This window comes from Paenibacillus amylolyticus (assembly GCF_050990605.1).
Classification (GTDB): Bacteria; Bacillota; Bacilli; order Paenibacillales; family Paenibacillaceae; genus Paenibacillus; species Paenibacillus amylolyticus_H.
Window position 1 is genome coordinate 311,521 of sequence record NZ_CP158832.1, and the last position, 14,888, is coordinate 326,408.

The 14,888-nt window shown below is 46.9% G+C and carries 15 protein-coding genes; 5 read left to right on the plus strand and 10 right to left on the minus strand.

Annotated features, from left to right (window positions below; genetic code table 11):
* Positions 1 to 55: 55 nt before the first annotated feature.
* Together ABTV53_RS01490 and ABTV53_RS01495 are read right to left on the minus strand one after the other, a co-directional pair.
* Positions 56 to 892 carry a transporter substrate-binding domain-containing protein gene (locus ABTV53_RS01490; RefSeq protein ID WP_433749818.1) on the minus strand — a complete coding sequence of 279 codons (837 nt, stop codon included), beginning with the start codon at positions 890 to 892 and terminating at the stop codon, positions 56 to 58.
* Positions 893 to 931: 39 nt separating this feature from the next.
* On the minus strand, positions 932 to 1,684 hold the full coding sequence (locus tag ABTV53_RS01495; protein ID WP_433749821.1) for an amino acid ABC transporter ATP-binding protein: 753 nt from the start codon (positions 1,682 to 1,684) through the stop codon (positions 932 to 934).
* A 464-nt stretch (positions 1,685 to 2,148) separates the two neighbouring features.
* Between ABTV53_RS01495 and ABTV53_RS01500 the strand changes: the two genes are divergently transcribed.
* Positions 2,149 to 3,762 (plus strand): glycoside hydrolase family 28 protein, encoded by a 1,614-nt coding sequence (locus ABTV53_RS01500; RefSeq protein ID WP_433749824.1) that lies wholly within the window; start codon positions 2,149 to 2,151, stop codon positions 3,760 to 3,762.
* A gap of 154 nt (positions 3,763 to 3,916) precedes the next feature.
* On the opposite strand, the gene ABTV53_RS01505 is transcribed toward ABTV53_RS01500, so the two are convergent.
* Positions 3,917 to 4,768, minus strand: coding sequence for an AraC family transcriptional regulator (locus ABTV53_RS01505; RefSeq protein WP_433749827.1), 852 nt, complete (start codon positions 4,766 to 4,768; stop codon positions 3,917 to 3,919).
* A gap of 200 nt (positions 4,769 to 4,968) precedes the next feature.
* On the opposite strand from ABTV53_RS01505, the gene ABTV53_RS01510 reads away from it, so the two are divergent.
* Entirely contained in the window at positions 4,969 to 5,430 is a 462-nt protein-coding gene (locus ABTV53_RS01510; protein WP_433749830.1) for a cupin domain-containing protein, read from the plus strand.
* A gap of 79 nt (positions 5,431 to 5,509) precedes the next feature.
* Here the strand turns inward: ABTV53_RS01510 and ABTV53_RS01515 are convergent, their stop codons facing one another.
* The 3 genes from ABTV53_RS01515 to ABTV53_RS01525 all read right to left on the minus strand — a co-directional run bounded on the left by ABTV53_RS01515 (position 5,510) and on the right by ABTV53_RS01525 (position 7,976).
* Positions 5,510 to 6,364, minus strand: coding sequence for a hypothetical protein (locus tag ABTV53_RS01515; RefSeq protein WP_433749833.1), 855 nt, complete (start codon positions 6,362 to 6,364; stop codon positions 5,510 to 5,512).
* Positions 6,361 to 6,879 (minus strand): sigma-70 family RNA polymerase sigma factor, encoded by a 519-nt coding sequence (locus tag ABTV53_RS01520; RefSeq protein WP_433749836.1) that lies wholly within the window; start codon positions 6,877 to 6,879, stop codon positions 6,361 to 6,363. The genes ABTV53_RS01515 and ABTV53_RS01520 overlap by 4 nt, the downstream gene beginning before the upstream one ends.
* Before the next feature lie 269 nt (positions 6,880 to 7,148).
* A complete protein-coding gene (locus tag ABTV53_RS01525; protein WP_433749839.1) occupies positions 7,149 to 7,976 on the minus strand; it encodes an aldo/keto reductase in 828 nt (275 codons plus the stop codon).
* Between the two features lie 332 nt (positions 7,977 to 8,308).
* Between ABTV53_RS01525 and ABTV53_RS01530 the strand changes: the two genes are divergently transcribed.
* Positions 8,309 to 9,565, plus strand: a complete 1,257-nt coding sequence (locus ABTV53_RS01530) for a DUF445 domain-containing protein (protein ID WP_433749842.1) — start codon at positions 8,309 to 8,311, stop codon at positions 9,563 to 9,565.
* A gap of 85 nt (positions 9,566 to 9,650) precedes the next feature.
* On the opposite strand, the gene ABTV53_RS01535 is transcribed toward ABTV53_RS01530, so the two are convergent.
* The 4 genes from ABTV53_RS01535 to ABTV53_RS01550 are packed head-to-tail and all read right to left on the minus strand — an operon-like array spanning position 9,651 to position 12,443.
* Positions 9,651 to 10,004, minus strand: coding sequence for a YxeA family protein (locus ABTV53_RS01535; RefSeq protein ID WP_091038110.1), 354 nt, complete (start codon positions 10,002 to 10,004; stop codon positions 9,651 to 9,653).
* A gap of 28 nt (positions 10,005 to 10,032) precedes the next feature.
* Complete coding sequence (locus ABTV53_RS01540; RefSeq protein WP_433749845.1) at positions 10,033 to 10,764, minus strand: ABC transporter permease; 732 nt, start codon at positions 10,762 to 10,764, stop codon at positions 10,033 to 10,035.
* Positions 10,765 to 10,776: 12 nt separating this feature from the next.
* Positions 10,777 to 11,526 (minus strand): ABC transporter permease, encoded by a 750-nt coding sequence (locus tag ABTV53_RS01545; protein WP_091038114.1) that lies wholly within the window; start codon positions 11,524 to 11,526, stop codon positions 10,777 to 10,779.
* The gene (locus tag ABTV53_RS01550; protein ID WP_307543362.1) at positions 11,526 to 12,443 is read right to left on the minus strand and encodes an ABC transporter ATP-binding protein; all 918 of its coding nucleotides are present in this window, start codon (positions 12,441 to 12,443) and stop codon (positions 11,526 to 11,528) included. Before ABTV53_RS01550 ends, ABTV53_RS01545 begins: the two co-directional genes overlap by 1 nt.
* Before the next feature lie 156 nt (positions 12,444 to 12,599).
* Between ABTV53_RS01550 and ABTV53_RS01555 the strand changes: the two genes are divergently transcribed.
* Positions 12,600 to 13,313 (plus strand): response regulator transcription factor, encoded by a 714-nt coding sequence (locus tag ABTV53_RS01555; protein ID WP_074093207.1) that lies wholly within the window; start codon positions 12,600 to 12,602, stop codon positions 13,311 to 13,313.
* A complete protein-coding gene (locus ABTV53_RS01560) occupies positions 13,313 to 14,695 on the plus strand; it encodes a sensor histidine kinase (protein ID WP_433749848.1) in 1,383 nt (460 codons plus the stop codon). The genes ABTV53_RS01555 and ABTV53_RS01560 overlap by 1 nt, the downstream gene beginning before the upstream one ends.
* The last annotated feature ends 193 nt before the right edge of the window (positions 14,696 to 14,888 follow it).

Here is a 14,888-nt window from a genome sequence, read left to right on the forward strand (position 1 = left end):
GCTCATGCATCGCATCCAGCAGACGAATTCGCCGCGTGCTCATCATTAATCGGGGTTACTCGGGCTTGGAGCCCAGCCATTTCTCATGTAGTGTGTCATATTCCCCGCTGTCTTTCATGCTTTTGAGCAGCTTGTTGACTTCTTCCACGAAGGCAGTGTCGCCTTTGCGAATGGCCATTCCATAAGGTTCGCTTGTGAAATTGCCACCGACCAGTTGGAAGCTGTTATCCGTCTGTTGCATGCCGATGAGGATGATGTTATCTGTGGTCAGCGCTTCGCCTTTACCTGCTTTGAGAGCAGTGAATGCATCCTGATAGTTATCGAATTCAAGCACCTCAGCGTCCGGGGCTTTCTCGCGAATATTCTGAGCGGATGTGGAGCCTTTCACCGCGAGCACTTTCACTCCGCTGAGGCTTTCCAGGCCGGTAATCGCACTGTCGTTTTTCACCAGCAGGGACTGTCCTGCTTCAAAATAAACATCACTGAAATCGACCTGTTCCTTACGCTTATCCGTAATTGTCATGGTGGCGATGATGATGTCGATGTCTCCGTTTTGCAGCATGGGAATACGCGTCTTGGAAGTAACCTCTTTCAGTTCGACCTTTGTCTCATCTCCAAGGATCTGTTTGGCGAGTGCCTTGGCGATATCAATATCGAATCCTTCAACGTTGCCACTTGCAGGATCTTTCAAGCCAAACAGCTTCGTATCGTATTTCACGCCGGCGATGAGCTTGCCACGTTCCTTAATCCGCTCAATTGTGCCTTTCGCCTCGGCGTCACCACCACCACCACCGCTCGCCGAAGGTGTATCTGTACCTGTACTACAACCTGACAATACCAGCGAGAAAATGAGGACAAGCATAAATGATGGCCATTTCAATAATTTCTTCATGAATAAAGACCCCTTTCAAAATGGAATATTGGATTATTCTCAATGATGAATCAGACGGCTCAGGAATTGCTGTGCTCGTTCTTCTCTGGGGTTGTCAAAAAATTCAGCAGCGGTGGCCTCTTCTACAATTCGGCCTTCGTCCATGAAGATGACCCGGTCCGCAACTTCGCGGGCGAAACCCATCTCATGGGTAACAACGACCATGGTCATGCCATTATGGGCAAGGGAACGCATAACATCGAGGACTTCTCCGATCATCTCGGGATCGAGCGCAGAGGTAGGTTCGTCAAAAAGCATGATTTTGGGCTCCATAGCGAGTCCTCTGGCGATGGCTACCCGTTGTTGCTGTCCACCGGACAACTGGGAGGGATAACTGTCTGCTTTGTCGGCAATGCCCACCCGGGTCAGATACTTCATTGCTGTTGCGGCTGCCTGTTCTTTGGGTTGTTTGCGCACCTTCATGGGTGCAAGGGTAATGTTATCAATGACTTTTTTGTGAGGATAAAGATTGAAGTGTTGAAATACCATACCGATGTCACGGCGGAAGAGGTTGATGTCCACCTTTTTCTGATGTAGAGGGACCCCACTGACAACAAGTTCGCCTTCGGTAATGGTCTCCAGGCGATTAATACAGCGGAGTAACGTGCTTTTGCCGGAGCCGGAAGGTCCGATGATGACGACAACCTCTCCTTCTTCGATGTGAAGATGGATATCCTTGAGGACATGAAAATGACCGAAATGCTTTTGGACACCCCTAAATTCAATCAAGAGTAGACCCCATCCTTTCTGCAACGAATGTTTGTAAAAGGAATAATAAGGAATAAATTGAAACTAGTTATTTAATCATACATACTCATCCTGCTAATGGCAATTGGTTTGTGATAAAACATGACATAAGTAATAGACTTTCTAGGGCTATGGGCAGTAATTGTGTTATATAGCTGTTATGTTATCAAATCTCTTGTGACGAATCCTGACAGAAAATTGAATCTATTCTCCTAGTGGTTTACCAACCATTGGAATAGATGTATAGAGTATACTAGAAATGATGTTTCATTTATGACTCTGATCATAAAAAACAAATTCCATCAAGTTCTAACTGTACATGGCAAAAAAGCTCAACCTAGTGCATCAGGCCATTGATATGATGGAGCTAGGAAGTATCTGTCTGAAAGTAAACTAAAGAAAGTAGAAACGAAAAGTTGATCTCATAACGGTTCCATTTCCATTACAGGTAGAGAGGATGATTCTGCACGATGAATACATATCACTCCCCAATGTCGACAGGAGCAGGTGCCCAGTCCGATGTTCGAGCTTATGAAGCCAATTTGCCTGTCATTCCTGCTCAGGATTTTCAGCTTACAGACTATGGAGCTGTTGGAGACGGCGTAACCGATAATACGGAGATGTTCAGACTTGCCATCGCTTCATGTGCTGAAGCAGGAGGAGGCAGAATCGTTATCCCTGCCGGGGTGTGGCTCACAGGTCCGATTGTAATGCGCAGCCGTATCGAATTACATGTGGAAGCAGGGGCGCTGGTTACGTTTAGCCGAAATTTTGATCAATACCCATTAATTGCATCCAGCTTCGAAGGCTGGCAGGTGGTGCGTTGCCAATCCCCGATCGATGGTGATCAACTGGAGGATATTGCGATTACCGGTGAGGGGATATGGGATGGTGGCGGTGAAGCGTGGCGTCCGGTAAAACGCTCCAAAATAACGACTTCACAATGGAACCAATTGGTCGCTTCCGGTGGTGTTGTAGAGCAATCGGGTGGGGAGGAAGAAATCTGGTGGCCTTCCGCCTCTGCACTTGAAGGTGGTACCATTGCAAATCGTTTGCATATGGAGCAGGTACGTGATGTTGCGGCCTATGAACAAGCCAGAGACTTTTTGCGTCCTAACATGGTCAGCTTGCGCAGATGTACACGGGTACTGCTGGACGGTCCAACGTTCCAGAACTCGCCTGCATGGAATCTGCACCCCTGGGCATCTGAGCATGTAACCATTCGTAACGTGAGTGTGCGTAATCCGTGGTTTTCACAGAATGGAGATGGGCTGGACATTGAATCCTGCCGTCATGTGGTGGTGGAGAAGAGTGTATTCGATGTGGGTGATGATGCGATCTGTCTGAAATCAGGCAAGGATGAAGAAGGCCGTGAACTGGGTCTTGCTTCGGAGTACATTACCATTCGAGAGTGCACCGTGTATCATGGTCATGGCGGTTTCGTCATAGGTAGCGAAATGTCTGGTGGTGTGCGGCATGTGAGAGTGTCGGATTGTACGTTTATCGGCACGGATATTGGACTTCGCTTCAAAAGCGCACGGGGACGCGGTGGGGTAGTTGAGGATATTCAGATCGAGCGTATATATATGAAAGATATCATTATGGAAGCCATCTCGTTTTCCTTTTTCTATGCGAATCAGGAAGGGTCTGCCCGGGGCAGTGACTTGTCTCAGGAGATTAGCGAGGAGACGCCGGTGTTCCGGGATATTCGAATATCGGATGTGGTCTGTGCCGGTGCGGACACTGCGTTGCTCATAAGTGGGTTGCCGGAATTGCCTTTGGATGGCGTAGTCATTGAACGATACCATGTAGAAGCCCGCACAGGTATTCAATGTGCCCAAGCGAAGCATCTGCGGATTACAGAACTGAACGCCCGGATTACCGAAGGACCGTTAATTCATTTGCACCAGTGCAAAGGGGCGGAGTTGGAGCGCATTCAGGGCAAGGGGGCGGATGGTCGACTTCTGATGGTGACAGGACACGAATCCGCAGGCATTGTGTGCCGAGAAAGTGATGCGGACACAGACGGTCGCCAGATCTCTGTGGGTCCTGAAGTACGAAGTGGTGTGATCATCCGCAGGTAAAAAGTGTATGTAAAAGGGTCTATACAAGTGGTTCCAATTCAGCCGCAGTGGCGTAGCCATAGGTCCAATGATCGTGATGCCTTTCGGGTATAAGTAATACGTGATCTCTGGAGCAAGGCTACCCACTCGGTTTTATATGATGTGATCTGAAGATCTACCGGTGTTCCTTGCGATAGCGCAGCGGTGTTGTACCGGTGACTTGTTTGAATGTTTTGTTAAAATGAGCCGTATGCTCAAACCCTACCTTCTCTGCAATCATCTGGACACGCTCTTGTGTCGACAGCAATCTTCGTTGTGCCTCTCGGACACGAACAACACGCAGATATTCGCTAAACCGAAACCCGGTAAACCGGCTGAACATTCGGCTCAGATAGGATGGACTGATATAAAAACGATTGGCTGCACCCTCCAGCGTAAGTGGTTGGGTGTAGTTGCTGTTCACGTATGTAACGATTTCACTGATTTTGTCCTGCATCGGATGCAAAGGACCGGGGCATGACTGCCGAATATCCTCCTCCACCCGATGAATACGGATCAAAAGTTGGGCAAGCAGACTTCTGACCGCAATCTCATAGTGAGGGCGTCGCTCTTTGCATTCTTGCAGCATCTGCCACAATATACGCTCCATCTCGGGCTGTTCCGCTTCAGGCAGGCGAAGAAGTCTTGAACAATTAAAAGGCAGCAGACCACATATGCCAAGCTCCATCCCCGTTGCAAAAGCAGGCGAAAAACCGATTAAAATCCGTTCGAAGCCAGGAATACTTCCTTTGGAGGTGCTATGTACATCGTGTGGGTTAATCAGAATAAAATCACCCTTGCGGGCAGACAGGATCTGACCATTCATGGAATAAATGCGTTCACCTTCAAGCAGGTAATACAGTTCGTAGAATGGATGAGCGTGAGGCTGAGGCATACCGTTCCCATCATGTCTGCGCATATGTTCAATGGTAAATGAATGTTCACCGATTCGATATTTGGGTCCAATCCGATCTTCTATGAGACTCATGGTACAGCTCCCCTCTGCTTCACGGATTAACAACGATATCCATATCATAACGGAAAATCCATCTTTTTGTAAACGCTATCATTGGAAATTGTGTGCTGTCAAGGTGACAAAACTTGAATGATGTTTTAGAGTAGGGGGAGAGAGGCGAAACTCTGGTTAAGGAGTGTCTCCAATATGATGTAGAAGGAAGGAAACAGGTTATGACGACACATGAATTATCGCCATTAGTTGCTGCGCTCAATATGCAGCCTCACGTTGAAGGCGGTTGGTATAAGGAAGAATGGAAGGCTTCTTATCAGATTCCACAGTCGGTTCTGCCGGATACTTATTCCGGCCCAAGATTCTCGGCAAGTTCCACGTATTTCCTGCTGCACGCACATGAAATATCTGAGTGGCATACCGTTCTGTCCGATGAACTTTGGCTGTGGCATAGTGGCAGTCCGGTTGAACTGAAGCTGGGCGGCAACGGAGAGAACCCGGAGAACGAGGAAATTCTTGTTCTGGGAATGGATATTGCTGCGGGACAATCACCACAGGTGCTCGTTCCTGCCGGCGTATGGCAGACAGCGCGCCCGCTGGGCGATGAGCCTGTACTGGTAACTTGCGTAGTAGCGCCAGGTTTCCACTTTGATGATTTCAAGCTGGTATCCAAAAGCGAATAGGGTTGCCTATGAACGATAAAATCCCGATTCGAGATGCTCAGCGCGCATCCGAATCGGGATTTTTTTCTTTTGATAATAACTAATCCATTGGATTTTCGTTACTCATCCAGCTGTCCACATAAAACTCCTCATGATAATCCGGTTGCCCGGCGAGTTCTTTGAGCTTCTGTTCAGCTTCTTCAGCGGTAGAATATTCTCCAATAACTGCTGTAAACTCACCAGTGGACGTTTTGAGGAAAGAGATGTCCTCATCCGGATAGGATTCTTTAATTATACCCATCGATTCTCCAAAAGGCATTGATTCTGTGCGGAGAGAGTATACCTTCCAAGGTGTGACCGGTTTGCCGTCGGAAGTCAGTTTCACTTCCAGGTATCCAGGGTTCTTGAATTCCGTTACGGCGTACTGTACCCCTTCGTTTAAAACAACTACGAATCCGACGGAAGAGTCGTCTAAAATCATGGAGCCATAAACATCTTTCACTAAAGGCTGGGTCATGAAGTCGGCTTTGACTTTCTCTACATCCATGAAACGTGCACCGCTAAAAGTGAAGAGGATACGATTCGGTGCTTCTTTGTGTACCACATTATAATGGGGTGCGTCATTAGTCTGATCTTGCTCGTTGGTGCTAAAATTTATTTTAAGCGTATTTTCGGTTGCTTCCGATCCCACAGTTACTCCATCGGTAATCTTGCCGCCATCGCCGAATTGAAGTACCTGAACAATCGTTCCGACCACCGGTATTTTGACCATGGCGTTTGCGACAGTAGGAATGTTGACTATGAACAGAAAAGCGGCACATGCTGCCAGAATGGAAGCGTAGCGAATGATACGGGAGGAGCTTTTGCGAGCAGTGGCTCTTTTCTGGGCATGATGAATAACATCACTAAGTTGAGCAGGGATTTCAATATTATCGTAACGATCTTTTCCTGTCATACGTTCTCAACCTCTCCTTCAATCAAATAAATTTTTAATTTTTTGATAATACGATAGAATTTGGACTTAACTGTATTTTCCGGTATGGAGAGCACTTCAGCCATCTCTCGAAAAGGCAGATTCACAAAGAATTTTAATATAATATAGGCTCTTTCCTCGGGTATAAGTCGGTCCAGTGCGTCATATAGATCCATTTTTTCTTCCAACGATGCCCCTCGCTCTGGAGCCACAAACTCCTGAATATGATCCTCCATATAGGTCACTCGCTGGTTGCGTCGAATATGGTCTATTGCTGTGTTAATCACAATTCGTGACATCCAGGAATCAAAATAAGTCATGGACTCCATCTTTCCATAAGCGATGTACCCTTTATAGACCGCTTCGGATACGATATCCAGCGCTTCTTGTTCATTTTTAACATAGCAGTATGCCAGTCGATATAATTTATTTTGAATCTCTGTTATTTTTTCGCTGAACTGTTCTTCTTTTGTCTTTCTATGGTTCAGTCTAATCACTCCTGATCCCCCCTGATAAACCTAAATATTCAAGTCACCGCTTGTTCCAGGCCTGGATTCTATATAAGTGCTTGAGTTCGCTTGACACTCGTTAGACTGATGAGGAGACAAAATAGTTCTAAATGGTCAAAAAAATTTTTCTTTCGACCTGTGTAGGATAGCGAGCCTCGCCTTCATTCTTAACAACGAATAGATTGCCTATAACATCACATACCAAAACACCCGCTTCTAAGATCGAAGGCGGGTGTAATCGAATTAATCTGCTTATATTAGAAGTTAAAGTTGTCTGGATCGGAACCAAAGCGTTTGTTCTCGTTCAGGCCGTTAATCTGCTCTACTTCTTCCGAAGTTAACTCAAAATCGTAGAGATCGGCGTTCGCGCGAATACGCTCAGGCGTGACGGATTTGGGTATGGTCACGATGCCGTTCTGCAGATCCCAGCGCAGAATCACTTGTGCGGGGGACTTGCTGTATTTGGCTGCGATATCCTGAAGCAACGGATGATCCATCAGATGCCCTTGTCCGAGCGGAGACCAGGCTTCGATCTGAATCTGATGTTTGTTGCAGTACTCACGAAGCTCCGATTGAATCAATAGTGGATGAAGTTCCACCTGATTGACTGCAGGTTTGATCGTGGCATCAATCATCAAGTCTTCCAGATGGTGAATCTGGAAATTGCTTACACCAATCGCACGGATGTGTCCTTCTTTATGGAGTTTCTCCAGCGCTCTCCATGTATCTTTGTACTTGCCCTTAACCGGCCAGTGGATGAGATAGAGATCCAGATACTCCAGTTCGAGTCGCTTCATGCTCGCTTCGAAAGCAGCTAGCGTGGATTCATATCCCTGATCGCTATTCCATACTTTAGTGGTAATGAACAGATCCTCACGAGCTACTCCAGATTCACGAATACCTTGAGCGACACCTGTTTCGTTGTTATACGCTTTGGCTGTGTCGATGCTGCGATAACCAGCTTGAATGGCTGTTTTGACAGCATGAACGACTTCGTCTCCGTCTTTAACTTTGAATACCCCAAAACCCAGCCATGGCATTTTGACTCCGTTATAGAGCGTGGTTGTGTCCTGCACGTGTTTCATGGTCCGAAATTCCTCCTCTTATTGATTCATTGTTCCACTATGTAATTACCCTGCTGTCCAGCAGCCAATCGATATCGAAGGGCCGTCTTGATTGATTATACTAAAATCCCCCTTGTATTGGAAAAGGAAGTGATCCACATAGCGAAGTAAACGCTCCAAATATCCTTTTTCTCCAATCAGAGGTTTGGTTTTGATGCTTGTGGGTGATAAGATGAAGTATACGAAATATGGAAGTCAAGACTTTGCTATGGAGAATTTACATAAGAAACGAAGAAGTGCGGAATCGGGTACAGACCGGACCGTACGATTAACGATAAAGGAGCAAGAATACAATGGCTAAACCTAAACAAACCAAAAAAGCAGCTGCCTGGTCTCTCGTGGTAATGGGAGCAGGATTTGCTGCATCCTTGCCGTTCCAGGGCGTTCCCGTGGGCAAGTTGCTGGTAGGATCATTTGAAGCGGGACTTGTGGGTGGACTTGCGGACTGGTTCGCCGTTACCGCACTGTTCCGTCACCCGCTCGGCATTCCTATTCCACACACGGCATTGCTGCCGAAAAATCGCGATAAAATGACGGAAGGTCTGGTCTCTGCAGTTGAGAATAACTTGCTCAACAAAGACAGCATTACGGAGAAAATTGCAGATTTCAAAGCAGCAGAGACGGTGCTCGATACGTTGACGCGTGAGCTTCATAATGACGGAATCAAGACCATGATTGATACGCTCTGCAAACGAATTCTGGCGGGTCTGCCGTTAGAGCAGATTGCTCCGCTCGTAGCACGTGAGATCAAGTCCCAGGCGGGTGCCTTTGATCTGGGTCCGATTCTGGAACGGGCTGCCCATCAGATGACAGAGCGGGGTTACGATGCCAAAGCACTGGACTATGGACTGAAGCAAGCGGAAGAGTGGCTGGTTAAACCCGAGACGGTGATGTTTTTGGGTGAAAGTGGAATGAGAGCGATCAGTGGCATTCAAATGAACGGATTGATGCAGTTTGCGATGAACGCGTTCCTGGGTTATATGAACGAGGAGCGTCTGGGTGGCATTTTGCAGGGATATCTCTTCGATCGGGTAGAGGATATGAAACGTGAAGGCAGTGCTCTAAGGTACAAAGTGCTTGATATGGTGCGTACCCAGACAGTTCGTCTGGCGATGAGCGAGGCTATGCAAGATGGAGTCAACAGCTGGAAGAACAATATGCTGGAGGGCTGGAACGCAGAGGAAACGGTGCTGAACAAACTCACCGAACTGAGAGACAAGGCGCTCGCCGCGATGGAAGATGGACAGTATGTAGATACGTATGCACTGCCTGCCATTGAGCGGGTATTGGTTGATTTGCGGGCAGATGACGAGTTGATGACAGGCATGAATGCCAAGATCGTAAATGGCGTCACAACACTGCTGGAGAAAAACCATTCCAAAATCGGTAAACTGGTACGCGAAAATGTGGACAAAATGGACAATGCCACTTTGGTTTCGATGATTGAGGATAAGGTTGGACAGGATCTGCAATGGATTCGGATCAACGGAGCCGTTACCGGATTTGTTATCGGGATTGCACTGACTGCGCTGCAGATGGCATTGGCATAACCTAAAAGAGCCACCCTTGAAGTAATGGGGCAAGGCTCTTTTTGTTATGCAAGTATCAATGGAGATATAGATACGCATCTTTTTTCTATTTAGAGGTTAACTGCTTGGCTTGCCCTGGCAGATCGTCCGCTGTGACCTCTTCCCAGTGTGTAACACCACGCAGCGTGGATACATATAGTTTCAGATAGGCCCCATTTTTGAGTAGCTTACTGGTAGAGAAGCTGAGTGTTTTGGATTTTCCTTCGTCTGTATAGCCGATCAGTTCATAAGCATATCTGCCATTGTCATCTTTGTTGACTGTAGTCTGATTCACAATGGTATAGTAGGTTGTTTTGCCGGCAGGGTTATCGGGAGTCAATTTAGCAGGGTCCATGAAGAAGAGCCACAGGCAAGTTAGAATAACAAGTACCAATGCGAGAATGGTGAATGCTTTTTTCATGTTCTTGTCCTCCTTTGATCTCGGTAATTTAGGACGATGCGATGTCTTTATATTTCAGGCGGCGGATCGACCAGGTAGCAAACAGAAGGATAAAGAGACTGTTCATGAACAGAAAGATGATATTCTCCGAGGATGTCAGTCCCTTTTGACTCAGAACGCCCATGCCTATAGTTAACAAGGAGTAGGGGAATAACATGCCGATTTTCAGCACATACATGCCTAGTCCCAGAAAGACTGCACAAAGGCTGATGCCAATTGGCGTCGCAAAGCTTCTTATCCGGATCGACAACCCTAGTTGCAGTGCAGCAATAGAGATAGAAGCAAACCATCCTCGCAGGCTCCATACGACGGTCTCCATCGGGAACGGACCTGGAATGACGAACAGTTGGCCTGCTGCCCAGTACATGAGCATGAAGAAGGTTTGGGCCGAGAAGATCAATATGCCGACAATGACCAACTTGGCAACAAACAAGCTGGTGACCGAAACCGGAGAAGCCAGAATCATATTCCAGTTGCGATTACTGTGTTCCAGGCGGCATACAAAGGCACAACAGATAGCGATTAGGATAGGTAGAAAGAATTCCCCGTAAAATAAACTGACCTGTGTCCACAGGCTGTACCACCCGTTTTGTAAAGCCGCTTGATTGAAATAAAAGTTAAAGCATCCGATAAGCAGGCTGATAATAGGCAGAATGGCCAGAACCAGACTGATCCGGGAATGCCGAAGTTTAAGCCATTCGGCGGAAATGCTCCTCAGCATGTGTTTCCCTCCTCAAATCTCTTTTCTTGAAGCATGAATATTCCCTGCAAAATAGAAGATGGCAGCCATCAACAAGGCGGCTAAGAAAAGCCCGACAGGCAGCATACCCGATACATAGGTACCCGAAGTTGCGCTGTAAATGTAAGTGACTGGATTCAGATCCATGTAGTAAGACCATATGAAAAGGTGACGTACACCTGCAGGAAACAACCCCGATGTTGTACCAATGAATCCGCCCAGCATACCCAGACATAACGCAAAAGCCTGATTGCGTACCGTAAGAGACAGCCATTGCTGAAGAGCGGTTATCGCGAGTGTAGTTAGCAGTGTGCCTATAACGAACTGCACCAGCAGGGAGAATGGTAGTGGGCCGGAAATGTTTTTGGATAGACCGAAACCGACAATGAACACAGCTTGCGCAAGAATACCATATAGAATCAGGCTGTTCGCACATATGTACTTGGCTGTGTAGACATGATTACGTCCGATGTTGGTCGTCATCAGCATCTTCCATGTGTTCCCCTTATGCTCCATGTCACATATGCGCGATACAACGATAGCCGATATAATGGGCAGGAACAGTCCGTTCATGGAAGCGATGCTGAAGATCAAAGCTTCCCAACTCGCATTGGCTGCACTTCGGGAGATGGAGATACTCATAGACATGGAGGCCCAGATCATTTCTGCTGCCAGAAAAAGGGATAGCATGACCCAGATCCTTTTGCGGCGGATTTTATAATACTCCAGGGATAGAGCTTTCATTACAGGCTCCGCTCCTTTCCGGTCAGATCCAAGAAAATGTCTTCCAGACTTTTTTTGTGTTCCTCGATCCGGATCACGGGGATATCGTGTTCTACCAGCACCTTGTTCATCCGAGAGACTTCCTCGTCACGAAGATAGTTGAACACCAACTGTTTTCCATGAACTGTGGGCATGTAGCCTTGAGTCAAAAGGATTTTCTCTGCCCTTGTCGTGTCTGTTGTCTGAAAACGAATGGTGGTCTTGTTATTGGCTTGAAGGCTCTGCATGGTTCCCTGAAACAGCAACTTGCCATCACTGATAATCCCGACCGAGGTAGCAATCTGTTCGATCTCTGACAACAGGTGGCTGGATAACAGGACTGTTATGCCATATTGACCCGGAAGGGACTTGATTAATTCCCGGATCTCACCGATTCCGGCCGGATCAAGTCCGTTTGTAGGCTCATCCAGAATAAGCAGGCTTGGGAAGGCAAGCAGGGCCATGGCAATACCTAGTCGTTGCTTCATCCCTAGGGAATACTGATCGGCCTGCTTATGTTTTTGATTTTCGAGCCGGACAATTTTGAGAGCTTCATCAATATTTTTGTTCGGTACGTTCCGCAGTCGCTGCATGACTTTCATATTCTCAAGTCCAGTCAAGTGGCCGTAATAAGATGGGGATTCGATCAGTGAACCTGTCTGATTCAGAATGGAAGGGCGATGTTTATTCAGATCTTTGCCGAACACCTTCACAGTACCTTCGGTGGGTTTGATCAAACCCAACAGCATTTTTAATGTGGTTGTTTTGCCTGCTCCGTTCGGACCCAAGAAGCCAAAAATCTGTCCCGTCTCAACTGCCAGATTAACCTGGTGTACGCGGTTAGTACCGCCATAAGATTTGGACAGGTTATGCGTTTCCACGATGGGGGAAGAATTTATCATTGATCTCAACTCCATTTCACTAATATCTCAGTTGCTCTAAATATAGATCAGGCTTCTTGCTCGTGGCTGAAGATAACCTTACAATTACCTTAAATGGAAATGGAAAATATCGGATGAATGCCTTTATGATGTATAATAAAAAGGGTGATATCAATGGAATTATTGAAGAATAAGAAAATATTGATCGTAGATGATGAACCTGAGATACGGGAAATGATTGAACGTTTTTTACGTAAAGAAGGTTTTTTTCGGGTCTATACGGCTGATAACTTCGTGAATGCCTTGGCAGTATGCAGGCTTGAAAAGCCGGATGCAGCAATCCTGGACGTGATGCTTCCAGATGGGGATGGGTTCTCTCTGCTCTCTTCGATCCGGTCATTCTCGGACATGCCTGTTCTGTTTCTATCGGCACGTGGTGAAGATGAGGATCGTTTGCTCGGTCTGGGGCTGGGAGCGGATGATTATATGGTCAAGCCCTTTCTGCCAAGAGAGTTGATTCTCAGGCTGATGGCTATTCTGAAGCGGGTATATGCCTCCAATACGGTGGAGAGATTGCCTGTATTCCGTTTAGGTGAACAAACCATTGATCTGGAGAGTGCTGTTGTACAGGGGACAGACAGGGAGCTTCCATTGACAGCTAAGGAGCACGCCATACTGATCAAGTTGTATGAGAATCAAGGCCGGATTGTAACCAGCGATGCCCTGTGTCAAGCCGTATGGGGAGACGAGAGTTATGGTTATGAAAATACACTGATGGTGCATGTTCGGCGAATCCGGGAGAAGATTGAGGAAGACCCATCCAAACCGGTATTTTTGCTAACCGTTCGGGGCCTTGGTTACAAACTGATGGCTCAGGAGTCTAGGTGATGGATGGCGTTGTTCGAATTCTAAGAAAGTTCGTCGGATCTACCATTCTGGTATCTGTGGTGCTGTTATTGTTCAATCTAATTCTGCTAGGTTCGCTGATCTTCAAGGAAATTCATGAGGGTCCTTCCCCCGGTGCGGTTGTGAAACAGATGGCCAGTGGCCTGAGTAAGGGCGAGCAGGGGGACTATGCGCTAAACAGCGATGGAATGCAACTGCTGGATACATATCAGGCTTGGGCGATGCTGCTCGATCCCCAGGGCAAGGTACAGTGGAGCGAACGGCTTCCGGCTGAAATCCCGCGCTCTTATGACGTGACGGATGTTGCGAAGTTCTCGCGATACTATCTTAAGGAATACCCGGTGTACGTATGGGAACGTGAAGATGGATTATTGGTCGTAGGCTACCCTAAGAATACGTACGGAAAATACCAGTTTGACTTTCTGGCAGAGTGGCTCAAGTCATTGCCTATTCGGATCATACTATTGTTGGTGTGTAATGTAGCTCTTGCTCTACTAGTATCCATACTCATTGGAACGCGGGTGATCCGTAGTATTCGACCGCTAATCCATGGCATTCACGCATTGGCAAAGGAAGAGCCTGTTCACGTCGAAACCAAAGGTATATTTAATGATCTGTCACAAAGCATCAATTCAACATCCCGTATGCTTCAGGACAAGGATGATGCTCTAAAAGCGAGAGATGAAGCGCGATCCAACTGGATCGCAGGCATTTCCCATGATATACGGACACCCTTGTCCATGATTCTGGGTTACGCGAGTGAGTTGGAGGAGCAATCGGATTTGTCAGCCGAGCACAAACAGCAGGCCTCCATTATTCGTCGCCAGGGAGAACGTCTGCGGTCACTGGTCAGTGATCTAAACCTGGTATCCATGCTGGAGTATGAGATGCAGCCTCTACAGTTGAAGTCGATTCGACTCTCGGTACTAGCAAGGCAGGCTGTGTCGGATTTTTTGAATAATGGACTGGATGAGCGTTATCCAATCTCGCTTCACGTTCAGGACGAGAGTCTTCATGTTATGGGGGATGAACGATTATTGTATCGTGCAGTAACGAATTTGGTACAAAACAGTATCACGCATAACCCGGATGGGTGTGCAATTGTGCTGGAAACGATGCGTGCAGCTGAGGATGTATGTTGTGAATTTGTGGTGTCAGATGATGGAAAAGGAATTCCAAAAGAGTATCTGGACGATGTGGTGGTTCTCCCCTATGCGGCAGGGCGCGTACGGCCTTCCCGTCAGGGACATGGCCTGGGGCTTCCAATGGTATCGAGGATTGCGAAGGCTCATCGGGGAAAGCTTATTCTTGAGAGTGATAGTGGGGAAGGCCTTAGAGCTGCTTTGCAGTTGCCTGCTACTTAGAAAAACACCTGTCTTGGACAGGCTTTTAAAATTTTATGCATTTAACAACGGAATAACACGATTTTGTTGTGATTCTAGTAAAATAGATTTTTTGTGTCAAATGATGGTAAAAATTCTGAAAATATATTTACAAAAACTAGCAAATTATGCTAGACTAAATATATAGAAAATAATTACATAATTTAAATATTTT

What these genes read in the sequence shown, in the direction of transcription:
- ABTV53_RS01500 (WP_433749824.1), top strand. Translation starts at nt 2,149, where the DNA reads ATGAATACATATCACTCCCCAATGTCGACAGGAGCAGGTGCCCAGTCC.
- ABTV53_RS01515 (WP_433749833.1), bottom strand. Translation starts at nt 6,364, where the DNA reads ATGACAGGAAAAGATCGTTACGATAATATTGAAATCCCTGCTCAACTT.
- ABTV53_RS01490 (WP_433749818.1), bottom strand. Translation starts at nt 892, where the DNA reads ATGAAGAAATTATTGAAATGGCCATCATTTATGCTTGTCCTCATTTTC.
- ABTV53_RS01530 (WP_433749842.1), top strand. Translation starts at nt 8,309, where the DNA reads ATGGCTAAACCTAAACAAACCAAAAAAGCAGCTGCCTGGTCTCTCGTG.
- ABTV53_RS01560 (WP_433749848.1), top strand. Translation starts at nt 13,313, where the DNA reads ATGGATGGCGTTGTTCGAATTCTAAGAAAGTTCGTCGGATCTACCATT.
- ABTV53_RS01510 (WP_433749830.1), top strand. Translation starts at nt 4,969, where the DNA reads ATGACGACACATGAATTATCGCCATTAGTTGCTGCGCTCAATATGCAG.
- ABTV53_RS01535 (WP_091038110.1), bottom strand. Translation starts at nt 10,004, where the DNA reads ATGAAAAAAGCATTCACCATTCTCGCATTGGTACTTGTTATTCTAACT.
- ABTV53_RS01505 (WP_433749827.1), bottom strand. Translation starts at nt 4,768, where the DNA reads ATGAGTCTCATAGAAGATCGGATTGGACCCAAATATCGAATCGGTGAA.
- ABTV53_RS01540 (WP_433749845.1), bottom strand. Translation starts at nt 10,764, where the DNA reads ATGCTGAGGAGCATTTCCGCCGAATGGCTTAAACTTCGGCATTCCCGG.
- ABTV53_RS01555 (WP_074093207.1), top strand. Translation starts at nt 12,600, where the DNA reads ATGGAATTATTGAAGAATAAGAAAATATTGATCGTAGATGATGAACCT.
- ABTV53_RS01525 (WP_433749839.1), bottom strand. Translation starts at nt 7,976, where the DNA reads ATGAAACACGTGCAGGACACAACCACGCTCTATAACGGAGTCAAAATG.
- ABTV53_RS01545 (WP_091038114.1), bottom strand. Translation starts at nt 11,526, where the DNA reads ATGAAAGCTCTATCCCTGGAGTATTATAAAATCCGCCGCAAAAGGATC.